This window comes from Streptomyces sp. YIM 121038 (assembly GCF_006088715.1).
In the GTDB taxonomy this organism is placed as follows: Bacteria; Actinomycetota; Actinomycetes; order Streptomycetales; family Streptomycetaceae; genus Streptomyces.
This window is the reverse complement of the sequence record NZ_CP030771.1, coordinates 715980-735270: the sequence shown is the minus strand read 5'-3', so window position 1 is coordinate 735270 and position 19291 is coordinate 715980. Positions and strand designations below refer to the sequence as shown.

Genomic DNA, 19291 nt, shown 5'->3' with positions numbered 1-19291 from the left:
GCCTCGACACCTCACCTCCTCCGCCACCCGTGCCCGGAAAAGCCGCACGACGAGTCCGCGCACGGACCATCGACGCGCTCGACCGTGAAGGGAAGACTGTGGCCAGCGATCCGTACGCGCAGCCGCACCTCTCAGGCGACACCACGTGACACGCGCTCAGTGGAGGACCGACATGACGCTTCCCCCAGGCCAACGTGCCGTCGACGGATTCCCGCGCTTCGGTACGCACCTCCATCACCCGCCACCGCCCGTGCCCGCGGAGCCGGTGATCACGATCGGGGGAGCCCTGGCCAAGGGCGTCACCCTGACCACGGGCGACCTCGCCGAACTGCCGCGGCGCGAGCTGGGAGCCGACTTCCACTGCGTCGCCGGGTGGTCGGCGACCGGCCTGCTGTGGGAGGGGGTCGCCTTCGAGGCCGTCTACCGCACCCACGTCGTACCACTGCTCGCGCCGGACACCGTGATCAGCCACGTCGTCTTCGAAGGCCTTGACGGCTACCGCTCGGTCGCTCTGCTCGAGGACGCGCGGGCCGAGGACGTGCTCATCGCCGACCGGCTCGACGGGCGGCCGCTCGACGGCGACCACGGTGCTCCGCTGCGCCTCGTCAGCCCCAGCCAGTACGGCTTCATCAGCACCAAGCACCTCTGCCGCATGGAGTTCCACACCACCGCGCCGCCGGACCCCGACCGGTGGTCGCCCATCGCGGCACATCAGCGGGGGAGGGTCTGGCAGGAGGAACGCCACCGCCACCTTCCCGGCCGGGTGGTACGGCCGGTCTACCGCGGGCTGATCGGGCCGATCCGCGCCCTGAGCGCCCGGGGCAGCCGCACCCGGCCGCGCTGAGGACACAGCCCGGCAAAAGGGCGAGGCCGCGACCTCACATTCCGCCGGGCCGTCTCGTCGTACTCCTGGGACCAACCACCTCTCGCCTGCCCAGGAGTGACCACCATGCCCACCATCACGGAGCTCAGCGAGCTGACCGGCGACTACGTCTTCGACACCGCGCACACCCGGATCCGGTTCGTCGCCCGGCACACGATGTCCACCCGGGTGCGCGGGGAGTTCGGCGAGTTCGAGGGCGGCGCCGTCCTGGACGGGGACCGTCCGGAGCGGTCGAGCGCCCGGCTCACGATCAGCGCGGCCAGCATCCTGACCCGCAACCAGCAACGCGACGACCTGCTGCGCGACAAGTTCCTGGACGCGGACCACCACCCGGCCCTCACCTTCACCTCGGTCCACGTACGCCAGGTCGACGGCACCCGCTACAAGGTGGCCGGAGAGCTGACCATCCGGGACGTGACCGCACCGGTCACCCTGGACGTCGCCCTGGCCGACGCCGCCACCGCCCCCGACGGCGGCGTCCGGCTCGGCTTCACGGGCAGCACCACCATCGACCGCCGTACCTGGGGCGTGAACTGGAACAGCATGACCACCCTCATGGTCGGCCCGAAGGTGACCCTGGAGTTCGACGTGACGGCGGTCCGCAGGTCCTGACGCGCCCACGAGGCGCGGACGGCTCTCCCCTCCACCCCCTCGCCGCCCGGGCGGCATCCGTCATCGCCAACTACCCCTCTGGGAGAAGGCGTTGACCTATCATTGACACGTGCTGGCTACACGGGGGCCGCAGCAGTAGGCGGCGTGTCAGTGGGGGATCGATGGACCGCATTCCACCGTACGCAGGCATGGACCGCTTCGTCGGCGCGTTCGACAAGCTGGTGGTGCAGCCGCGGCGCAGCCGCAGCCGCCTTCCCGCCGTGCTGCTCACCGAGCCCGGCGGCGGCTTCGCGGGGCGGCGGATCGTGGCGGGGCTGCGGGCGCGGCTGCGCGGCGACAACGTCATGCTGGCGCCGCACGCCTGCGTCCCCCCGGCCCCGGACGGCCACGACGCGCCGCACCTGGAGCTGTTCGAGCAGATCACCCAGCAGCTGACGGACTCCATGCCGCCCGGCGCGGGACGCCTGAAGCTGCCGGGCTACCGGCTCCTGCACGCCGTCCTGAGCGCCCCCCGCTTCGAAGGGCCCGTGGAGCGGCGCCACCACGCCCTGCGCGACCACTGCTACGCCGACCACCGCCAGTGGTCACCGCTGTCCGCCGCGCTGTGGCGCCTCGGCGGCGGGGACCAGACGAGCGGCGCCGGCTTCATCGAGCTGCTGTGGAACTTCTTCTCGGGCCCCCTCTTCCAGCAGCTGCCCTGCGCCCTGTTCGGCCTGCGCGCCACCCGCCGGATCCTCGGCCACGGCCGCAACCGCCGCTGGTACGCCCAGTGGTACCGGCAGCAGCACGGCTCCCCGCCCACGGACTTCTTCCGCTCCGCACTCGACCTCGTACCGCACGACCACGACGCTCCGGACGCCCCCGACCCCGAGCAGGTCGACCGCGTCCTGATGCACGCGCTGCTCGCCGACCTGGACGCGGCCGCGCGAGCGCGCCGGTTCAACCCCTGGCGGCGCCGCCGTACGACACGGTTCGTGGTGCTCTTCGAGGAGCTGGGACCCGCGGACTCGCGCACCCAGCGCTTCGTGCGGGAGCTGCGGACGGCGTCGGCGGACCTCGGCACCACGTCGGTGTTCGTGGTGGCGGCCGGTGTCCGCTCGCTCGCCGCGCGCGTCCCGGACATCGAGCCGTCCGACCTGGCCCACGCGGGCGCCGAGCTCGACCTGATCGTGGAGAGCGGGATGCGGCCGGGGCGGCCGAGCGGGATGACCGTGCCCGCACCCGCACAGGACGAGCCGCCGGACGAGCGGGCCGCGTACTGGCTGCGGCACCAGCCCCGGCTCGTGCCGCCCGCCCAGCGCTTCTCGCCGGGCGCCGAGGTGGTGGGCACGGTGGGGAGCCTGGCGCTCGTCCTCGTCGTCCTGGCCGGGCTCTTCGCGTGGCGGCCCCTCGACCGGGCGGAGCGGGACGACTGCGCGGGAAAGACCTTCCTGGGCACCGACGGCACCTGCGTGGGCGTGGCGGAGGGCGCCAGGGGCTTCGGCACGAGCAAGGACGACCAGGGCGTGCGCGACGCCCTGCGGATGATCGAGGCGCAGAACAGCCAGGTCGACGCGGCCGCCCGGGACAAGGAAGCCGCGGGCGGCGGCGCCCGGCCCCGCACGGTCGTCTACATCGGCCCGCTCAGCGGCGGCCGGGGAGCCCAGGACCCGGTGCGCGGCGGCACCCTGCCCGAGCTGCGCGGCCTCGCCCTCGCCCAGGCCCGGATCAACCAGCTCGCCCGGGCCAGCCACGACCGCGTGCCCCTGCGCGTCCTGACCGCCAACGCGGGAGACCGCTTCCAGGACGCCGAGAAGGTGGCCCAGCAGATCGCGCAGCTCGCCCGGCGCGACCCCGCCGTCGTGGGCGTCGTCGGCTTCGGGCAGAGCAGGCCCGGCACCCTGGACGCCATCAAGGTGCTCAACAAGGCGGGCCTGCCCATGGTGGGCACCTCCGGCACCGCCGCGGAGCTGCTGCGCACCGGCCGCCCCTACTACTTCCAGCTGGCCCCCACCAACGCCCGCCTCGCCCAGGTCATGGCCGCCTTCACGCGGCAGGCGAGGACCGTGGCCGACGGGTCGCGCACGGCCGAGCGGATCGAGCTGGTCGCCGACCCCACCGACGTGTACAGCAACGACCTGGCCAGGGAGTTCCTGAAGTCCGTCGGCCGGACCCCGACGACCGTGTGGGAGCACACCCCCCAGGACGACACCGGCGGCCCGCGCGTGCCGAACGCCGTCCGCGGCTCGCTCGCCACCAGCGCCCCCGACCTCGCCCGGCAGGTGTGCCGGGCCGTCGTGAAGGAGCCGCGCACGGCGCTGGTGTGGACGGCGCGGGCGAACGAGTTCACGGCCTTCCTCGACGAGATGAACCGCCTGAGCGGCGAGTGCCCGCGCCTGACCGTCCTCGGCGGCGACGACGTCACCAACTCCCTGCTCCAGGGCGAGCCCCCGCAGCGCCGCTTCCCCGGGCTCACCCTGTACTACATCGCGCACGGCAGCGCCCCCGAACTCCGGCGCGCCGCGGGCCGCTCCGCCATCGAGGCCCAGGAGTTCCTGCAGGCCTACGACCGTGTGAACCGGCGCCACCAGTGGGGCAGGGCCATGCGCGCGGACGGTCACCCCGTGCTCGCCTGGGACGCCCTGCGCTATCTGTCCGAGGCCGTGGACGAGGCCCGCGCCACCCTCGGCGGCAACGAGGACCGGCTCGGCGCCGACCAGGTGCAGTCCGTGCTCTACCAGGGCCTGGGCGGCGGCGGCTTCAACGGCGCCACCGGCCGCATCGACGCCTCCGGCGCGGCGGGCGGCGGCCGCTTCACCCCCGACAAGCTGGTGTTCGTGATGAGCGGCGACGGCCGGGCGCAGGCGGTCTGCGGCGCGATGACGAAGACCCTGAACCCCAAGACGTGGGGCGACCGCTTCGACTGCCCCGCGGCCTGAACACCCGGCGGCTGCCCGCGGACGCGCCCCGGCCGACGGCGGCGCCACCTACGCCCCCGAGGCACGCCGGTCACTGCTGCTTGCGCTTGCTCGACCGCATGGACCAGAGCGTGACCGCGATGCCGACGAGCGCCAAGAGAAAGAGGATCTTCATGTCGTTAGAGTGCCCACGGCGGAGCGATTCAGTGCGCCGACTTCCGTGCGTGTTCACCGGGCTTCCGTACGTGTTCGCCGGGCCCGGCCCGGCGGACCGGCGCGGCGCCCCCTCACACAGGCCCTAGGCGGCGGGCGGCGTCGGTGTCATTTCCCTGCTGAAGTGCCGTGCGTCCAGGCGCAGTCGCCACAGATTGCGGCGGTGGACCGCGGCGAGCTCGGCCTCCAGCGGGGACGGTGGCACCGCGAGGACGAGGCAGGTGGCGTGCGCCAGGCAGTAGCGGCTGACGGAGGGGTGCAGCGCCCGGTGGAGCTGGCCGCGGTGCCCGGCGCCGATGACGAGGAGGTCGTCCTCCCGGTCCGCGGTCTCCACCAGCGCCCGGCCCGCAGTGCCCCGGGCCAGCAGGGCGCGCATCGGGACGCCGGGGCCTTCGGGGAACACCTCGCGGAGCGTGGCGACGAGCGTACGCCGGGCGAGACGTTCCCAGGAGTCGGCCGTGAGGGGCGCGTCCGTGGCCCGGCGGGCGCCCAGGTCTCCGCCGGGCTGCTGCCAGGCCAGGACGGGCCAGAGTTCGGTCCCCCGCTGCCGGGCCTCGGCGGCGGCCCGGCACAGGGCGGTGAGGCTGCCGGGGGTGCCGCTCACCCCGACGACCACACGGGCGGCCGTCGGGGCCGCTTCGGGTCCGGGCATGGCTTCCCTCTCCTCGTGTCCATCGTGTGCCCCGGGCGGAGCATCCTGCCGTCGGCTCCGGCCAAGGCTGTCCCCATCTGACGTCGGCACCAGGAATTCCGCCCAGGCTCCGCGGCACTTCTTGGCGCACTTCTGACGGTCGTCCTCCCGCCGGTGCGGAGGCCCGTCACCGTCCCGTCAGGGTCACCGTGTTCCGCGTCAACATCCCGTCAGGGGCGGGCCGACGGCAGGGGCGGGCGGGCATAGCGTCCTCGGCAGGTCCCGGCCACCCTGTCCGGGACCGCGCCAGGACCGGCCCGCGGACCGCGGCGCCCCTCGCACCAGCTCGGATCCTCCAGGAGGCACCCCATGGCAGAACTTCTCTGCGGCGACGACCCCGAACCGTCCGATCGGTTCCCGGCCGGGCCGTTGTACGTCCCCGTCCGGCCGGGGCCCTTCGGGTGCGCGACCCGGCTGTTCCGCACCCCGCTCGGTGACCGCACGGCCGTCGGGTTCACCTCCGTGCGGCAGCTCACCGCCACGCTCGGCGGCGGCCAGCCGTGGATCAGGCTCGACGAGGCCGCCCTGCGTGCCGTGACCGAGCCGCTCGGCGCCGCCACCGTCACGGTGGACCCCCAGCTCACCGCGCCCGCGCCGACCCGCGAGGAGGAGTCGGCGCCCGTCCGCACGCCGCGCGGGAGCGGCAGGGAGCCGCAGGACGACGAGGATCTCCGGTCGAACGGGGGCGGCCACTGCCGCGCGTCGCTGTCGTACCGGCTCGGCTGAGAGGGGTGCCGCGATGACCATCGTTCACGAACCAGCCGTCACCACCCCGGCCGATGAGCTGTCGGTGTGGCCCGTCTCCACCGCCGAGCCCCGCCCGGGGGACCTGAGCGTCGGCGGCGTACCGCTCGCGGAGGTCGCCGACCGCTTCGGGACACCGGTGTACGTCCTCGACGAGGACGAGGTCCGCCGACGCTGCCGCACCTACCGTGACGCCTTCCCCGAGGCCGAGGTCCACTACGCCGCCAAGGCCTTCCTGTGCCGGGCCATGGCCAACTGGGTGGAGGAGGAGGGGCTCGGGCTCGACGTCTGCTCCGCGGGCGAGCTGGAACTCGCGGTCGCCGCCGGGTTCCCGCCGGAGCGGATCCTCCTGCACGGCAACGCCAAGACACCGCACGACCTGAAGAAGGCCCTGCGGTTCGGCGTCGGCCGGATCGTCATCGACAGCCCGTCGGAGATCGCCCGGCTCGCCGCGGCGGTCGGCACCGGCGGACACCAGAAGGTGATGGTCCGCGTGGTGCCCGGCGTCAGCGCCGGAGCCCACGAGAAGATCCGCACCGGCACGGACGACCAGAAGTTCGGCCTGTCCATCTCCGACGGCTACGCCCAGCACGCCATCGCCCGCATCCTCGACCAGCCGCAGCTGGAACTCACCGGCCTGCACTGCCACTTGGGCTCGCAGATCACCGACGTGGAGCCGTACCTGTCGGCGGTGCGGCGCATGGTGGGCCTGCTGGCCCGTCTGTACGAGCAGTACGGGGTGGTCCTGCCGGAGCTCGACCTCGGCGGCGGCCACGGCATCGCCTACCGCCCCGGCGAAGAGGCCCTGGACGTCGCCGTACTGGCCCGCGAGGTCCGCGCCGAACTGGCCGATTCGTGCGCGCGGGCCGGACTCGCCGTGCCCCGTCTGCTCATCGAACCGGGCAGGGCCGTCGCGGGACCGGCGGGCATCGCCCTCTACCGCGTCGTGACGGTCAAGCACACCGGCGGCCGCACGTTCGTCGCCGTCGACGGCGGCATGAGCGACAACCCCAGGCCCGCGCTGTACGGAGTGCGGTACGCGCCCCGCCTGGTGGGCCGTCGCGGCAGCGCGACCCGGGCCCGGGTCACCGTCGTGGGCCGGCACTGCGAAGCCGGTGACGTGGTGGCCGACGACGTCGAGCTCCCCGACGACGTGGGCGCGGGCGACCTGCTCGCCGTGCCCGTCGCCGGGGCGTACCACCTGTCGATGGCCTCCGGCTACAACCTGGTGGGAAGGCCGCCGCTGATCGCCGTACGCGACGACCGCGCCCGCGTCCTCATCCGCCGCGAGTCCCTGGAGGACATCCGCAGCCGCGACGTGGGCCTGTAGCCGCGCCGCCTCCCACCACCTCCGGGCGGTACGTCCCCTTGTCGGCACCGCCCGGAGGTGACCAACTCCGGCGTGCGCGACAGGCATCCCGGAGTCGCGGCTCCGTGATGTACGGTGTGACCGCACTCGTCTGCACCCTCCTCACCACAAAGGACTGAAGCCTTTGATCACGGCGTCCCCCAGCGGCCGCCGACGGCACTGAGCCCGCTGCCCCAGGGCGGCAGGATCCCCGGTGTCGTATCCGCGATCCTCACGGCGGCCCGACGACGCGGTGCCCACGCACCGCGACCACGTCCCCGCGCGACTCCACGATCCGCCGCAGCGGTCCGAGCGCGCTTCGCCATGCCCTTTGTGTGAGGTCATCATCGTCATGGACATCGACGTCCAGAATTTCACCGTCATCAATCTCCGCCGCCGACCCCAGGCCATCGAGGCCGGCGGCTTCGTCGTGGGCATCGACCCCACGACCACCAGCGCGTACGTGAACTACGCGACCCCCGTGCCCGGCGCCCGGCCCGCCGAGCACGACATCGCGGCCCTGATCGGGGTGTTCCGCGAGCGCGGTCTCAAGCCGCGCCTGGAATTCGCGCCGCACGCGGCGCCCGAGGTGGCGCCTGCCCTGCGCCGGGCGGGCTTCACCACGGAGGCCGTGCACACGTACCTGGTCTGCACCCCGGCCACCCGCGCGGGCACCCCCGACGGGCGGCTCGTCGTCGAAACCCCCGTCACGGACGCCGACTTCACCGCCATCGACATCGCGCTGTCCGAGGCGTACGGCAGTGAGTTCCCGCCGAGTCCGCAGGGCGTGGCCCGGCTGCGGCGCACGCAGGAGGGCGGCGGCGAGGTCCGCTTCGTACGGTCCGCCGACCGCGGATGCGCGGGGGCCGCCTCCTGCTCGGCGCCCGCGGTGGGCACCGCCGAGCTGGCGGGCGTGGGGACCCGCCCCGCCCATCGGGGCCGGGGTGTCGCCGGGGCCGTCACCGCGTCCCTGGCGGAAGCCATGTTCGCCAAGGGCGCGGACTCGGTGTGGCTCGAGTACGGGGGAGAGGGCTCCCGCAGGGTCTACGAACGCGTGGGCTTCCGCCCGCGTGGTACCCGCCTCTACATGGCGCTGGAGGGCTGATCACAGGCCGATCCGGACCGGCACCCGGAAACAGCGATGGCCCCCTCCGCGGAGGGGGCCATCGTGTGGAGCGCCCGGCAGGCCTTGCACCTGCATTTCCCATCGGATGATGGACGTCTTTCCTTGGACCACAGACGCGTGACTCCCGTGCCCTGCACCGGAGTTACATGGAGATCGTACACCGGGATCCAGCAGGTGGAATCCATGGGGGGCGCGCCTCACGGCGGGCGCGCGCTCGACCCGGCGCCTTCGCGCTGAGCCCGCCGCATCCCGAGGTCAGGCCCGGTCTACGGGGTGATGGGTGATCAGGTCTCCGGGCTGGCAGTGCAGGACGTCGCAGATCTTCGACAGGGTGGAGAAGCGGATCGCTTTGGCGCGGCCGTTCTTGAGGATGGACAGGTTCACCACGGTGATGCCCACCCGCGCCGACAGTTCCGTGAGGGTCATCCCGCGCTCGGCCAGCAGGCGGTCCAGGTGGATGTGGATGGAGTGGAGTTCCTCCTCGGCCATCACACCGTCCCTTCGAGGTCCTCCCGCATGGCCACGCCCTGACGCATGATCTTACCGAGGATCAGGGCGGCCAGACCCGCCACGACGAGCTCCAGCGGTCCGTCCGTGTGCATGTCGATGCCCACCATCGGCGCCATGCTGTCCACCAGCCACGCGTGGGACCACCCGGTGACCAGCGAGGCCAGTGGCGCCCCCAGGGTCACCACCCAGCCCAACCGTGTCAGATGCCGGGCCGCGGCGTCGGTGAACGGCCCGTTCTCGACGATCGCCTTCAGCAGCAGGGCGAACATCAGCAGCGCCACCGCCGCGAACAGGCCCCACGTCAGCTCGTCCCCCACACCGGCCATCCGCTGGGCGAACGAGGGATCCTGCTGGCACAGGTTCGCCTGGCTGCTGGACGCCTCCACGCCCGCCCCGACCGGCAGGCCGCCCTCCAGTTTCGCGTTGACCCAGAACCCGGTCTTCGCGCATACGGTCCCGTCGTCGATCAGGCGCAACGTGCTCCGGGCGGCGTAGGCCAGCCCGAACACCACGGCCAGCAGCATGGACACCGACCCCACAGTCCGGGTCAGACGCGTGTTCACCAACAACCTCCCTTATCGACTTTCGATAAGTCTCACTCTAGGTGAACATATCGAAAAACGACAAGCTCCGGAGTGGGGATCCCAGCGGCGGCCCGCCCGCGTTACGCGAGCGGGCCGCCCGCGCTATGTGAGCGGGCCGCCCGCGCTATGTGAGATCGCTTCCCGCCGAAGGGCGGCGGTTCGGCGGCGCGGCGTGTTCGCTCAGCTCCACGAGCAGCGATGGATTGACGATGCGGACGATCGTCTCGATGTCCTCCTGGCGCGCGGCCCGCCACAGCTGTGCTCGGGCGGAGCGGTACTTCGCGGCGAGGCGCTCCCGCTTGTCCGGGGGCAGCCGGGCGGCGCGGTCCGGGCGGGAGTTGTGCGCGTTGTCGGCGATCTTCACCAGGGCCGCCTGCGGGTCGGCGGCGATGCGTGCGATCTTCTCCTCGTACGCCATGCCGGGCACGTTCGTCACCGCCTCGACGATCTCGACCACCCGGGCCGGAACCCTGGCCTCGCGCAGCCCCTGAGCGGTCCAGTCGGTGTCTTCCAGGACGTCATGGAGCAGGCCCGCCATGACCAGCCGCTCCCCCCACGGGGCGAGCCCCGCGGCCACGGCGCGGACGTGTTCGACGTACGGTACGCCGATCTTGTCGACCTGCCCGGCATGGGTGCGGGCGGCCAGGCGATCGACCTCGCTTGCTGATGTCATGCGCGCTCCCTCTCGGCCGCCTCGGTGCGGCGTTAGGGCGTAAGTGTCTCCGCCCGGGGTGCTCGTAGGTGCTGCGGCCCAAGTGCCCTGCCTCGCCAGGAGGCTGCGCATCCGACGCCGCCGGTACTCGCGCAGGCGGCGGCGAGGGCGGGGTAAAGTCCGCTGGGAGGTGGGGGATTGAGTCTGCGGTTGGCGGCGTACGCCGTGTGTGTGGACGGCGGACGGGTGCTGCTCGCCCGTCACGTTTCCGCGGAGGGTGAGTCCACCTGGACGCTTCCGGGCGGGAGGGTGGAGCACGCGGAGGACCCGTTCGACGCGGTGGTCCGGGAGTTCGCCGAGGAGACCGGCTGCGAAGCGGTGGTCGAACGGCTGCTGGGCGTGGACTCCAGGGTGATCCCCGCAGCCGAAGCCCGTGCCGGTGTCGAGCACCAGAACATCGGCGTCTTCTACCGGGTCCGTATCACCGGCGGCAGGCTCCGGCCCGAGCCGCAGGGTGAGATCGCCGAGTCGGTCTGGACTCCCCTCCTCGACGTCGCCGGTCTGCGCCGGTCGTCGCTGGTCGACGTCGGGCTGGACCTGGCGCGGACCGCTCCGGCAACCGGCCACGTCGCTGCCGTGCCGGTCGGCGGCCTCATCCAGCACTGACCCCTGCCCGCGACTCCGCCCTTCTACCCCGTCGTGCAGGTGAGCGACCGGGGCGAAGCGGCCCAGCTCGTCGGTGCTTCCGCCGCTGGTGGGGACAGGCGGCGGGCGGTCGGCGCGCGTGGCACGCGAGGTGTGCGCCAACGCGCCGGACACGTACCGCTGTGCATCCGGTACTTTCCGTGATGATCGTGGGTCGCCTCATGAGCGCGATCCGCACCACGGAGAGGATCTCAACATGATGCGACGCATGGCCGTGACCCTGGGGGCGCTGGCGGCCGCGGCGGCCTTGGCCGTCACGACGTCCGGTTCGGCCTATGCCGCGGAAGGCCTCCTGGTCATCAACGGTGTCGCCTACGAAAACCCCAGCGGCTGCTATGCCGTTGACTCCTTCCCCACGTCGGTGAGCAACTACACGGACGCCATCGCCGAGATCCATTCCGGGCCGAATTGTGCGGGGCCGGTGGAATGGCTGGCCTACCCGGGCGAGACCTACCACACGGAGACGGCTCAGAGCGTCTTCGTGCTCTGACCCCGGCGGCGGTGTCGGCGCCCGGCGCGCGGGACGTCGGGCGCGGCGCCGACCTGAGACTGGCTACGTGGGCCCCGCGGCAGTGTGTTAATGTTCTTTTCGTTCGCGTTTGACCCGGTTTTGAGTGAGAGGGAGGTGAGGTTGATGACTGCGGTGAATACCGCTGCCGTGCGCAGCGCCCGCCGGACCATCCTCACGTCCCGGGCCCCGGTCTGACCGTCGTATCCCTTCCACCCGTGCCGTGAGCGCTCCCGCTCACCCGGTGGATGTTCCCGCGTTCTGATGGGGTCCCTTCTCGCAAGGGTTCCACGTGCATTCCCTGAGTTCATCTTCTTTTTCGTCGCCGTCGTTCTCATTCCCGCCCGCGTCCTCCTCGTCTGCGTCCTCCTCGGCTGCTTCCTCGCCGTCGGTGCTGTCCGCGCTGGGCTGGGACGCCTCGTTCGACGCGTTGTTCACCGAGTACGCCGCGGCCGGTCTCGTACCGGCCCGTGTGGTACGTGTGGACCGTGGCCGTTGTGACGTCCTGACCGCTGTCGGCCCCCTACGGGCCGCGAGCCGCGGCTCGGGCCGCAGCGATCCGGCGCGGGCCGTGTGCACCGGCGACTGGGCGGCCCTGCGTCCGGGGCCGGAGCCCGAGCTGGTGGCGCTGTTGCCCCGGCGCGGCGCCATCACCCGGGCGGGCGCCGACCGCACGTCCCGCGGGCAGGTGCTGGCCGCGAACGTCGACACCGTCGTGGTCGCCGTCTCCCTGGCCGACACGCTCAGGGCCGGGCGGATCGAGCGCCTGCTCGCGCTCGCCCGGGACAGCGGCGCGCGCCCCGTCATCGCCCTGACCAAGCTGGACCTGGCCGAGGACAGCGCCGCCGCGCACGCCGAGGTCACCGCCCTGGCGCCGGGCGTCGACATCGTCGCCACCAGCTCCACGACGGGCGAGGGCCTGGACGTCCTGGCCGCCACCGTCACCGGTACGACCGTCCTGCTCGGCCCCTCCGGCGCGGGCAAGTCCACTCTGGCCAATGCCCTGTCGGGCCAGGAGCGCATGGACACCGGGTCGGTGCGGGCGGCGGACGGCAAGGGTCGGCACACCACCGTCCACCGCGAGCTGCTGGTCCTGCCCGGCGGAGGCGTCCTGATCGACACCCCCGGCCTGCGCGTCATCGGCCTCCAGGGCGCAGCCGAGGGCGTGGAGCAGGTGTTCACCGAGATCCACGAGTACGCGCGGGGCTGCGCCTTCCGCGACTGCACCCATGCCGCCGAGCCCGGATGCGCCGTACAGGAAGCCATCGCCGACGGGCAGTTGAGCGAGCGCCGCCTGGCCGGATACCGCAAGTTGCAGCGCGAGAGCGCCTGGGCCGCCGCCCGTGCATCGGCGCGGCCCACCGGCAAGCGATCGGAATTCCACAAGTCGATCACCCGTCATCAGCGGGCCACCCGGCGCTTCTTCGACCAGCAGCAGTAGCCGTGCCACCGGCGCCCCGAGCCAGGGGGCCGCCCGCCACCCACCCCCTCTCCGACCCGCTTTCCGTACGTCGACGCCGTACGTCATCGCCGTGCGTCATCGCCGTACGGAAAGCCCTTGATCAACAACAAGAACTCACCGTGAAACGGAACGTGATCCCATCATGAGCACCCGTCGTCAGTGGCTCACCCGAGCCGAGACCAACGCCGACATCCCCGTCGTCCGGGCCATCAACCTCGCCGCCTTCGACACCCCGTTGGAGGCCGACCTCGTCGACGCCCTGCGCACCGACCCGTCCTGGATCGAGGGCCTGTCCGTCGTCACCACCGACGACGACGGCCAGCTCATCGGGCACGCGCTGCTGACCCGCTGTCACATCGGCGACACCCCGGCCCTGTGCCTGGCTCCCGTCGCCGTGCGGCCCGAGTACCAGAACACCGGCGCCGGCTCGGCCGGTATCCGCGCCGCGCTCAAGGCCGCCGAGGACATGGGCGAGCACTTCGTCGTCGTCCTCGGACACCCGCCGTACTACCCGCGGTTCGGCTTCACCCGCGCGTCCACCTACGGTATCGGGCTGAGCGTCGAGGTACCGGACGAGGCTCTGATGGCGCTCACCCTCGACGCCGACCACCCGCTGCCGAGCGGCACCGTCCGCTACGCCGCGCCCTTCGGTATCTGACGCGCCGTCTGACGCACACCACTGGCGGTCTGCCCGGGAGCCACCCGGGCAGACCGCCTCGCGGTGGCCGACGTCCGCCGTGCCCCCGCTCGCGCCCCATCGCGCGCACCTGTTCGCCGGAGGCAGTGGCGAGCAGGTGGTGGATCTCGTCACCGTCGACTGGGCCTTCGCCCGTATCGCCGCGCAGCTGACGCCGGAGCTGAAGGACACCAGTGGCGGGCCGCTGGAGCAGAACCGCAGCATCATCCGCCGCTTCGTCCTCGTCCACGCCGACCACCCCGAGGTGCTGCGGCTGGCCAGCTGATCGACGAGGGTCGGACCGCTCAGGTGCCCGCGCGCACCCTGCACTTCCTCCTCGCGCACGGCGCGAGCGCCCCGTTCAGCCTGCTCGGCCTGGCCCGCCGCATCGGCCCCGGTGGCCCCCTCGCCCCCCCCCAGGCCGTCATCGAGCACGCCGACGCGGTCGCCGACCTGCTCCTGGCGGGCCTCACCCGGCGGGCTCGGGCGTGATTTGCCGGAGGGCAGGCCGATATCACCCGAGTGGGTGACCTCTGGTGCGGGGGTGCCGGGCCCATCATGCTCGGAGTGCCGGAGCGCAGTCATGCCGGACCGACCCCCTACACCCGAAGGGCTTCCGCATGCGCAAGAGGTTCACCGCCCTCGCCCTCACCCTCGCTGTCGGCCTCGGCGGCATCGTCCTGGCTCCCACCGCGGGCGCCGCCCCTCCGGGCTCCGGCTCGGCCGCCGCCGCGCCCCTGGTGAAGGCCCCCGGCTTCAACGTCACCGGAACATGGGGCATTTACCAGAGCAACGAGATCCACGCCACGCTCAACGTCACCCAGGACGCCCAGGGGAACCTCACCGGCACCGCCGCGAAGGCCGTGGGCACCGCGACGGGCCCCATCGAGCAGGGCTTCGTGGACGGGAACTACCTCTACTTCGTCATCCCCTGGACCGACGGCTCCAAGGGCCGCTACATCGGCTCCCTCGGGCCCGACCGCCGTCTCAGCGGGGTCGCGACGGACCTGTCCACACCCACCAGCCAGGCGGATTGGAACACCGTCCGGACGTTCTGATCCGCCGAGATCCCCGCGACGGCTCCGAGACGGTCCCTGATAAGGATGAGGCCACAGGTTCAAATCCTGTTAGCCCCACAGTGGCCCACGGCCAGGTGAGACGCCCGGTAGATCCTCAGGATCTACCGGGCGTCTACATTTGTTGATCTTGGTAGTCCAGAACCTAGCCATCATCGTCACGATCCCCGTCTGGACCGCAGCGGTCGCGCTAGGGTTGAAGTCTCCAACCACCGACGGGGGGCCTCGGATGTCGGGTGGTGTAAGAGGACAGCGCCTGGCCAGAAGTCTCGCCGAATACATCGTCTTGGTCGTACGAAGCGGCGACGAGATTGCCAAGCTGGGTGCATGGGAACTGTTGCGCATGCTGGATCGGGGTCCAGACTCAAGCTGGTCTGAGATTTGGACTGAGATCTTGGGGTCTTCGCTTGGCAGCGAGCTTGAAGTCACAGGCCTTCAAGAGGCATGGGTGAGCGCCTGGGCAGCGGAAGCCTTGGCGGCCCTGGATGAGCTGCCCGCACGCGATCGACGGCGGTTCGCCACCCGTCTGGGGCAGTTGAGTAGACCTCTTCTGCGGGCTGAGGATTTGAGGGAGTCCTTCGCGGCCTTGGCTCAGTCTGAGGATTTAAAGGCGAAACTGGCTCATATTGCCGCTCAAGCCGAAGCCCTTGAGTCGCGCGGTGCTGCGGTGACGCAGATAGCGCACCCTGCGGTGGCGGGGCTAGCCGCAAATACGAAAGCCCCAGCAGCCGAAGACGTAGCTCCGGTAGGAGACACCCTGGAGCACACCCTTGCGCGGCTGTTCGTGAAGCTGGGTCCGCCACCTGAGCCCACGAGCCATGACTTTGCCCCTGCGGGCGCAGGGGATGGGGGTGCCGCCGGGTGAGTGCGCGTGATCAGGACGCACCTGTTCCTCAGCCACCGACCGACCCATTGGTAGCGGCGGGTCTGGAGGTCGCAATGAAGTGGGGTGCCGCCCTGGGCGGGCCCGAGAAGCTAGAGGTTGCGTTCAAGGCTCTGGAGCCGCAGCTGAAGAGGGAGCATCAGGTCCAGTTGCGCCAGCTCGATAACCAGCGCGCGGAAGCCGAGCGGCAGCACGCTGCCCGGCAAGCTGAGGCCGAACGGCGGCACGCTGCCCGGCAAGCTGAGGCCGAACGGCGCCGCAACCACACCTATCGCATGAGCGGCCTCATCTCCGGGGTCCTCCTCTCCCTGTCCATGCTGGCGGGCGGAGTGATGATCGCTCCCGAGCAACCTTGGCTCGCCGCAGCGCTCTGTGGGCCAAGCCTCCTCGCCCTGGTGAAGGTGTTCGTCTTGCAGCGCAGCGACAGAGGCGACATGAAGGGGGTCACGAGGGCGTCTCAGGATGCGGCGGCAGCCTCGGCTCCGCCTTCGCCGCCACCTTGACGGAGTTGATGCGCGGAGCCTGTGTGCGACTTCCTGGCTTCCCCCTCGTTCCCGTCGAGAGCTACTCGGCAATCACTGCGGCCCCCTGCCGCTTTGATCGGCAGGGGGCCGCTGGCAATCCGGCTGGAGCTCTCCCGAGTATCGACCGGACCGGCTGGGGCCTCCTGAGCACCCAACCAGCCCACCGGTACTCTGCCGAGCACCCGACCGGGGTCTAGGTCATCCCCAACCGGGGTCGCCCTTTGGAACCGGTGGCGTGACGGGCTGCTCCTGGCCGGAGCCCGCGTCTGCCGACCGGCAGCAGACCGGTGTGTCTTCGTCCGAGGCCGGACCAGCGCTCGCCGACGCGCTGAACCCTACGGACGCCGCGCCGACCAGCAGTGCGGACGCGAAGAGCACGCGGACTCTGGACATGTGCCACCTCCGGGATGCCATCCCGGGAGAAACGTTCCGTAGCCCCCGTCACCACCGCAGGCTGACACGATCCTGGCGCGCCCGCCCAAGAGGGCACGGCAGGGGAAAACCTGCACATGCGGGAACTTCACAGGGTTAACAGGGGGGGGAAGATTGGACGACGCCGCCAGAGATGACGCACTCGCCCAACTGGGCCTGTCCCAGCTGGACCTCACCGCCTATGCCGAAATCTCCGCCGGAAGCGCTCCCCCCTGAGGGATGGGAACCCCACCGGCTGCTGAACCTCGGCCTCGTGGAGCACGCCCCCCACCTCCCCGTAGGCTTCATCGCGTGCGACCCGCGGGCCGTCGCCCGCCGGCTCATCAGCGCCGAGCACGAGCTGCTGGACCGCACCGTGCGCCGCCTCCACCGCCTCCCGGCCCTGGAGTTCCTCGCCGGGCACTTCGAGCCCCACCGGATGTACAGCGGCCCTGGCAGCGAGTTCCTGCCGACCGGCGAGGAGATGAACGGACGCATAGGCACCGCCCTGGCGGCCGCCCGCAGCGAGCTGTGCACGTCGCAGCCTGCCCCGCCGGAGAAGCGCGACCCCACCGTCCGCAAGCTCGGCCGCCAGCGCGGCCGAAAGGCGCTGAGCCAGGGCCTGACCCATCGGGCCCTGTACAACTCGGCAGCCCTGGCCGACGAGGACACGGCGAGCTACGTCGCCCGGCTCCTGGAGGCTGGCGGCGAGGCCCGCGTCACCGCGGCCCGCGTGCCCCGCATGGTGATCATCGACAGCACGCACCTGTTCATCGACAACGTCCTGAGCGAGGAGCACAGCGAGCCGGACGCAGGCTGGCACGTCACAGACCGTGCGGTCGTCGCCTGGGCCAGGTCGGTGTACGACATGTTCTGGTGGCAGGCCACGCGCTGGCAGGACCTCGATCCGGCGGCCGGTGAGGTCACGAGCACGGACCTTCAGCGGCGGATCCTGCGCGAGCTGGAGGCCAGCTACTCGCAGGCACAGGCCGGGCACCGTCTCACTCCGCCGCTCTCGGAGCGGGCGGTACACAAGGTCCTGGCCGAGCTGCGCGAGGCGCTCGGGATGAAGTCCATGTACCAGGTGATGGTCTGGTGGGGGCGTACGCCCGAGCGCGAACTACCCTGAACCCGCACTGTGTTGGGGATGTAGAACGACCCCTGTGCTGGGTAGATTGCCTGGTGGGGAGGCCGGACGTGACGATTCCGACGGCCTGACGGACAACCCCAAGACAGGCCCGGTCAGCAAGCTCGGGAGGCGCGCTGGCCGGAAGGGCGCCCCCTGCCGGATCACCCGGCAGGGGGCGTCTGGGCACAGAGTAAACCGCCCGGTCGGAGGGCCGAGCGCGGAGTGGGGACGGCGGCCGGACATCACGCCGCTCCCGCAGCTACGGTGCCGTCGGGCGGCTCGCGGAGGCCGGGCAGGTACGCGCGTGGAGGTAGCCGAACATCGGCCAGGGCTCTTCTCGCCAGAAGTGCGGGCGCACTGGCTCGCCGGGCGCGAGGGAGCTCCAGCAGGCCGCGCAGCGTATCGCCGGGTGGCCTGCCCGTTCCCGCACGGCCAGATGCGCCGCGCCGAGGGCCCGGCCTTCGTCGCACGGGCCGAACGGGCACCGGCGGCACGTGACGGTGTGGTCGTACCAGGCGAGGTAGGTCGACAGGGAGTTCGTCCTGGTCTCGCAGCAGGGCAAGCAGCCGTGCGGCCGGAAGGGGCCGGGGCTGCCGAGGTCGATGCCCTCGCCAGGGCGGAATGTGTGCTCGCACCAGACGCAGGCGGAACCGGACAGCTGTGCCGGGTCGATTGTGTCGATCTTGGGCAGGGCGGCGAGCAGCACGACCGGCTTGGGGTCAGGCATCCCGGCCTCCTCCGGCCGGGCCCGCGGGCGTGGTGGCCGTGCGGTCGCCCTCGATCCAGGCGGCGTGCAGGCGGACGCCTTCGGAGCAGTCGGCGAGGATGCCGAAGTGCCGGTGGGGGCAGGTGTCGAGGTGGTTGCGGTAGGCCTCGTACGGGCCCAACGGCTCCTGGCGGTCCTCGTAGTCGTCGAGGTCGGTCATCATCAGCCCACCGTCCGCAGTGGATCGGCGGTGGCGAGCAGCGTGCGCAGGGCCGTGACGTCGCACAGGTTCCCGGGGTGCTCCGGCGGCACCACCCAGCTCATGAGGTAGGCGATGTGCCCCACGCGGGGGACGCCGAGGTACGTGCCGGTGCTCAGGCGGGCCTCCGGGCCGTCCCATTCCGCACCCGGGGTCACCAGGAAGTAGTACGCGCCCAGAGGGCTCCGCAGGTCCCGGATCACTGGGCCGCGTAGCCAGTCCCGCAGGGCCGCGGCCACGGTGGCGGGCTCCTCGCTGGCGACCGCGGCGTGCACCCGCCGAGCAGGTACGCGCACGGCGTCGAAGCGTCGCCCGAGCGGAATCATCGCAACGTAGGCGTCCGTCCACTCCCGCCGGGCCTTGCTCGGCAGCGGGTGAGCCTGGGCCAGCCAGTCAGCGATCAACCGGTTCTCCCCCTGCGTCTGAGCGCTGCTTCTCGGCGCTGGCACGGGGGCCGTACTCTCGCCCATGTCGACTCCTCGGTAGTCGGCCATGCCCCGGGGCCGGTCGCACGGTCGCCGGGGTCTTGCTGTGTCTTTCGACGCTAGGAGCGCGCTGGAGGCGACCGCCAGGTCTGTGCAGATCTGTGCAGGCATCTGCTCAAAGCGCCTCTGTGTCCTGCCCGCACCCTTGACCTGGAGCCCACCTGACCGTGACCGTGACGCAGAGAAATGCACACGCTGCTGACGGAG

At 71.8% G+C, this 19291-nt stretch carries 22 protein-coding genes; 15 read left to right on the top strand and 7 right to left on the bottom strand.

Annotated features, from left to right (window positions below):
* The first annotated feature begins 172 nt into the window (after window positions 1-172).
* The 3 genes from C9F11_RS03195 (at window position 173) to C9F11_RS03185 (ending at window position 4413) form a co-directional block, all read left to right on the top strand.
* On the top strand, window positions 173-844 hold the full coding sequence (locus tag C9F11_RS03195; protein WP_138957813.1) for a molybdopterin-dependent oxidoreductase: 672 nt from the start codon (window positions 173-175) through the stop codon (window positions 842-844).
* A gap of 105 nt (window positions 845-949) precedes the next feature.
* On the top strand, window positions 950-1495 hold the full coding sequence (locus tag C9F11_RS03190; RefSeq protein ID WP_138957812.1) for a YceI family protein: 546 nt from the start codon (window positions 950-952) through the stop codon (window positions 1493-1495).
* Between the two features lie 161 nt (window positions 1496-1656).
* Window positions 1657-4413, top strand: coding sequence for an ABC transporter substrate-binding protein (locus tag C9F11_RS03185; protein WP_249401571.1), 2757 nt, complete (start codon window positions 1657-1659; stop codon window positions 4411-4413).
* A 277-nt stretch (window positions 4414-4690) separates the two neighbouring features.
* On the opposite strand, the gene C9F11_RS03180 is transcribed toward C9F11_RS03185, so the two are convergent.
* Window positions 4691-5257 carry a universal stress protein gene (locus C9F11_RS03180; RefSeq protein ID WP_138957811.1) on the bottom strand — a complete coding sequence of 189 codons (567 nt, stop codon included), beginning with the start codon at window positions 5255-5257 and terminating at the stop codon, window positions 4691-4693.
* Between the two features lie 348 nt (window positions 5258-5605).
* Here C9F11_RS03180 and C9F11_RS03175 point away from each other — a divergent pair, with 348 nt between their 5' ends.
* The 3 genes from C9F11_RS03175 (at window position 5606) to C9F11_RS03165 (ending at window position 8493) form a co-directional block, all read left to right on the top strand.
* Window positions 5606-6022 (top strand): SAV_915 family protein, encoded by a 417-nt coding sequence (locus C9F11_RS03175; RefSeq protein ID WP_249401570.1) that lies wholly within the window; start codon window positions 5606-5608, stop codon window positions 6020-6022.
* Between the two features lie 13 nt (window positions 6023-6035).
* The gene (gene lysA, locus C9F11_RS03170; protein ID WP_138957810.1) at window positions 6036-7370 is read left to right on the top strand and encodes a diaminopimelate decarboxylase; all 1335 of its coding nucleotides are present in this window, start codon (window positions 6036-6038) and stop codon (window positions 7368-7370) included.
* A gap of 370 nt (window positions 7371-7740) precedes the next feature.
* The gene (locus C9F11_RS03165) at window positions 7741-8493 is read left to right on the top strand and encodes a GNAT family N-acetyltransferase (RefSeq protein ID WP_138957809.1); all 753 of its coding nucleotides are present in this window, start codon (window positions 7741-7743) and stop codon (window positions 8491-8493) included.
* Window positions 8494-8769: 276 nt separating this feature from the next.
* On the opposite strand, the gene C9F11_RS03160 is transcribed toward C9F11_RS03165, so the two are convergent.
* From C9F11_RS03160 to C9F11_RS03150, 3 genes are all read right to left on the bottom strand, one after another.
* Entirely contained in the window at window positions 8770-9003 is a 234-nt protein-coding gene (locus tag C9F11_RS03160; protein WP_138957808.1) for a helix-turn-helix transcriptional regulator, read from the bottom strand.
* Window positions 9003-9548: a DUF2975 domain-containing protein gene (locus C9F11_RS03155; RefSeq protein ID WP_249402132.1), complete on the bottom strand. Its 546-nt coding sequence runs from the start codon at window positions 9546-9548 to the stop codon at window positions 9003-9005. Before C9F11_RS03155 ends, C9F11_RS03160 begins: the two co-directional genes overlap by 1 nt.
* 184 nt (window positions 9549-9732) lie before the next feature.
* Window positions 9733-10281 carry an HD domain-containing protein gene (locus tag C9F11_RS03150; RefSeq protein WP_138957806.1) on the bottom strand — a complete coding sequence of 183 codons (549 nt, stop codon included), beginning with the start codon at window positions 10279-10281 and terminating at the stop codon, window positions 9733-9735.
* 177 nt (window positions 10282-10458) lie between these two features.
* On the opposite strand from C9F11_RS03150, the gene C9F11_RS03145 reads away from it, so the two are divergent.
* The 9 genes from C9F11_RS03145 (at window position 10459) to C9F11_RS03110 (ending at window position 17634) form a co-directional block, all read left to right on the top strand.
* Window positions 10459-10926 (top strand): NUDIX domain-containing protein, encoded by a 468-nt coding sequence (locus C9F11_RS03145; RefSeq protein WP_138957805.1) that lies wholly within the window; start codon window positions 10459-10461, stop codon window positions 10924-10926.
* Window positions 10927-11173: 247 nt separating this feature from the next.
* Complete coding sequence (locus tag C9F11_RS03140) at window positions 11174-11455, top strand: hypothetical protein (RefSeq protein ID WP_138957804.1); 282 nt, start codon at window positions 11174-11176, stop codon at window positions 11453-11455.
* Between the two features lie 409 nt (window positions 11456-11864).
* Window positions 11865-12914, top strand: a complete 1050-nt coding sequence (rsgA, locus tag C9F11_RS03135; protein WP_138957803.1) for a ribosome small subunit-dependent GTPase A — start codon at window positions 11865-11867, stop codon at window positions 12912-12914.
* A 163-nt stretch (window positions 12915-13077) separates the two neighbouring features.
* On the top strand, window positions 13078-13593 hold the full coding sequence (locus C9F11_RS03130; RefSeq protein WP_138957802.1) for an N-acetyltransferase: 516 nt from the start codon (window positions 13078-13080) through the stop codon (window positions 13591-13593).
* A 139-nt stretch (window positions 13594-13732) separates the two neighbouring features.
* Window positions 13733-13897, top strand: a complete 165-nt coding sequence (locus C9F11_RS47230) for a hypothetical protein (RefSeq protein ID WP_171075620.1) — start codon at window positions 13733-13735, stop codon at window positions 13895-13897.
* A gap of 23 nt (window positions 13898-13920) precedes the next feature.
* Window positions 13921-14103 (top strand): hypothetical protein, encoded by a 183-nt coding sequence (locus tag C9F11_RS03125; RefSeq protein WP_138957801.1) that lies wholly within the window; start codon window positions 13921-13923, stop codon window positions 14101-14103.
* Between the two features lie 128 nt (window positions 14104-14231).
* Window positions 14232-14669, top strand: a complete 438-nt coding sequence (locus C9F11_RS03120; RefSeq protein WP_138957800.1) for a hypothetical protein — start codon at window positions 14232-14234, stop codon at window positions 14667-14669.
* A 957-nt stretch (window positions 14670-15626) separates the two neighbouring features.
* Window positions 15627-16073 (top strand): hypothetical protein, encoded by a 447-nt coding sequence (locus C9F11_RS03115; RefSeq protein ID WP_249401569.1) that lies wholly within the window; start codon window positions 15627-15629, stop codon window positions 16071-16073.
* 706 nt (window positions 16074-16779) lie between these two features.
* On the top strand, window positions 16780-17634 hold the full coding sequence (locus C9F11_RS03110; RefSeq protein ID WP_138957798.1) for a hypothetical protein: 855 nt from the start codon (window positions 16780-16782) through the stop codon (window positions 17632-17634).
* 259 nt (window positions 17635-17893) lie between these two features.
* Here C9F11_RS03110 and C9F11_RS03105 read toward each other — a convergent pair whose 3' ends face one another.
* Genes C9F11_RS03105 through C9F11_RS03095 form a run of 3 tightly spaced genes read right to left on the bottom strand, consistent with a single transcriptional unit; the run spans window position 17894 to window position 19003 of the window.
* The gene (locus C9F11_RS03105) at window positions 17894-18361 is read right to left on the bottom strand and encodes a hypothetical protein (protein ID WP_138957797.1); all 468 of its coding nucleotides are present in this window, start codon (window positions 18359-18361) and stop codon (window positions 17894-17896) included.
* Window positions 18354-18563 (bottom strand): hypothetical protein, encoded by a 210-nt coding sequence (locus C9F11_RS03100; RefSeq protein ID WP_138957796.1) that lies wholly within the window; start codon window positions 18561-18563, stop codon window positions 18354-18356. Before C9F11_RS03100 ends, C9F11_RS03105 begins: the two co-directional genes overlap by 8 nt.
* Window positions 18563-19003, bottom strand: a complete 441-nt coding sequence (locus C9F11_RS03095; RefSeq protein ID WP_249401568.1) for a hypothetical protein — start codon at window positions 19001-19003, stop codon at window positions 18563-18565. The genes C9F11_RS03100 and C9F11_RS03095 overlap by 1 nt, the downstream gene beginning before the upstream one ends.
* Window positions 19004-19291: the final 288 nt, after the last annotated feature.

Bases quoted from the DNA above. Each gene is read 5' to 3' on its own strand.
- C9F11_RS03195 (WP_138957813.1), top strand. From the start codon at position 173: ATGACGCTTCCCCCAGGCCAACGTGCCGTCGACGGATTCCCGCGCTTC.
- C9F11_RS03190 (WP_138957812.1), top strand. From the start codon at position 950: ATGCCCACCATCACGGAGCTCAGCGAGCTGACCGGCGACTACGTCTTC.
- C9F11_RS03185 (WP_249401571.1), top strand. From the start codon at position 1,657: ATGGACCGCATTCCACCGTACGCAGGCATGGACCGCTTCGTCGGCGCG.
- C9F11_RS03180 (WP_138957811.1), bottom strand. From the start codon at position 5,257: ATGCCCGGACCCGAAGCGGCCCCGACGGCCGCCCGTGTGGTCGTCGGG.
- C9F11_RS03175 (WP_249401570.1), top strand. From the start codon at position 5,606: ATGGCAGAACTTCTCTGCGGCGACGACCCCGAACCGTCCGATCGGTTC.
- lysA (WP_138957810.1), top strand. From the start codon at position 6,036: ATGACCATCGTTCACGAACCAGCCGTCACCACCCCGGCCGATGAGCTG.
- C9F11_RS03165 (WP_138957809.1), top strand. From the start codon at position 7,741: ATGGACATCGACGTCCAGAATTTCACCGTCATCAATCTCCGCCGCCGA.
- C9F11_RS03160 (WP_138957808.1), bottom strand. From the start codon at position 9,003: ATGGCCGAGGAGGAACTCCACTCCATCCACATCCACCTGGACCGCCTG.
- C9F11_RS03155 (WP_249402132.1), bottom strand. From the start codon at position 9,548: ATGCTGCTGGCCGTGGTGTTCGGGCTGGCCTACGCCGCCCGGAGCACG.
- C9F11_RS03150 (WP_138957806.1), bottom strand. From the start codon at position 10,281: ATGACATCAGCAAGCGAGGTCGATCGCCTGGCCGCCCGCACCCATGCC.
- C9F11_RS03140 (WP_138957804.1), top strand. From the start codon at position 11,174: ATGGCCGTGACCCTGGGGGCGCTGGCGGCCGCGGCGGCCTTGGCCGTC.
- C9F11_RS03130 (WP_138957802.1), top strand. From the start codon at position 13,078: ATGAGCACCCGTCGTCAGTGGCTCACCCGAGCCGAGACCAACGCCGAC.
- C9F11_RS03120 (WP_138957800.1), top strand. From the start codon at position 14,232: ATGCGCAAGAGGTTCACCGCCCTCGCCCTCACCCTCGCTGTCGGCCTC.
- C9F11_RS03115 (WP_249401569.1), top strand. From the start codon at position 15,627: ATGAAGTGGGGTGCCGCCCTGGGCGGGCCCGAGAAGCTAGAGGTTGCG.
- C9F11_RS03105 (WP_138957797.1), bottom strand. From the start codon at position 18,361: ATGCCTGACCCCAAGCCGGTCGTGCTGCTCGCCGCCCTGCCCAAGATC.
- C9F11_RS03100 (WP_138957796.1), bottom strand. From the start codon at position 18,563: ATGATGACCGACCTCGACGACTACGAGGACCGCCAGGAGCCGTTGGGC.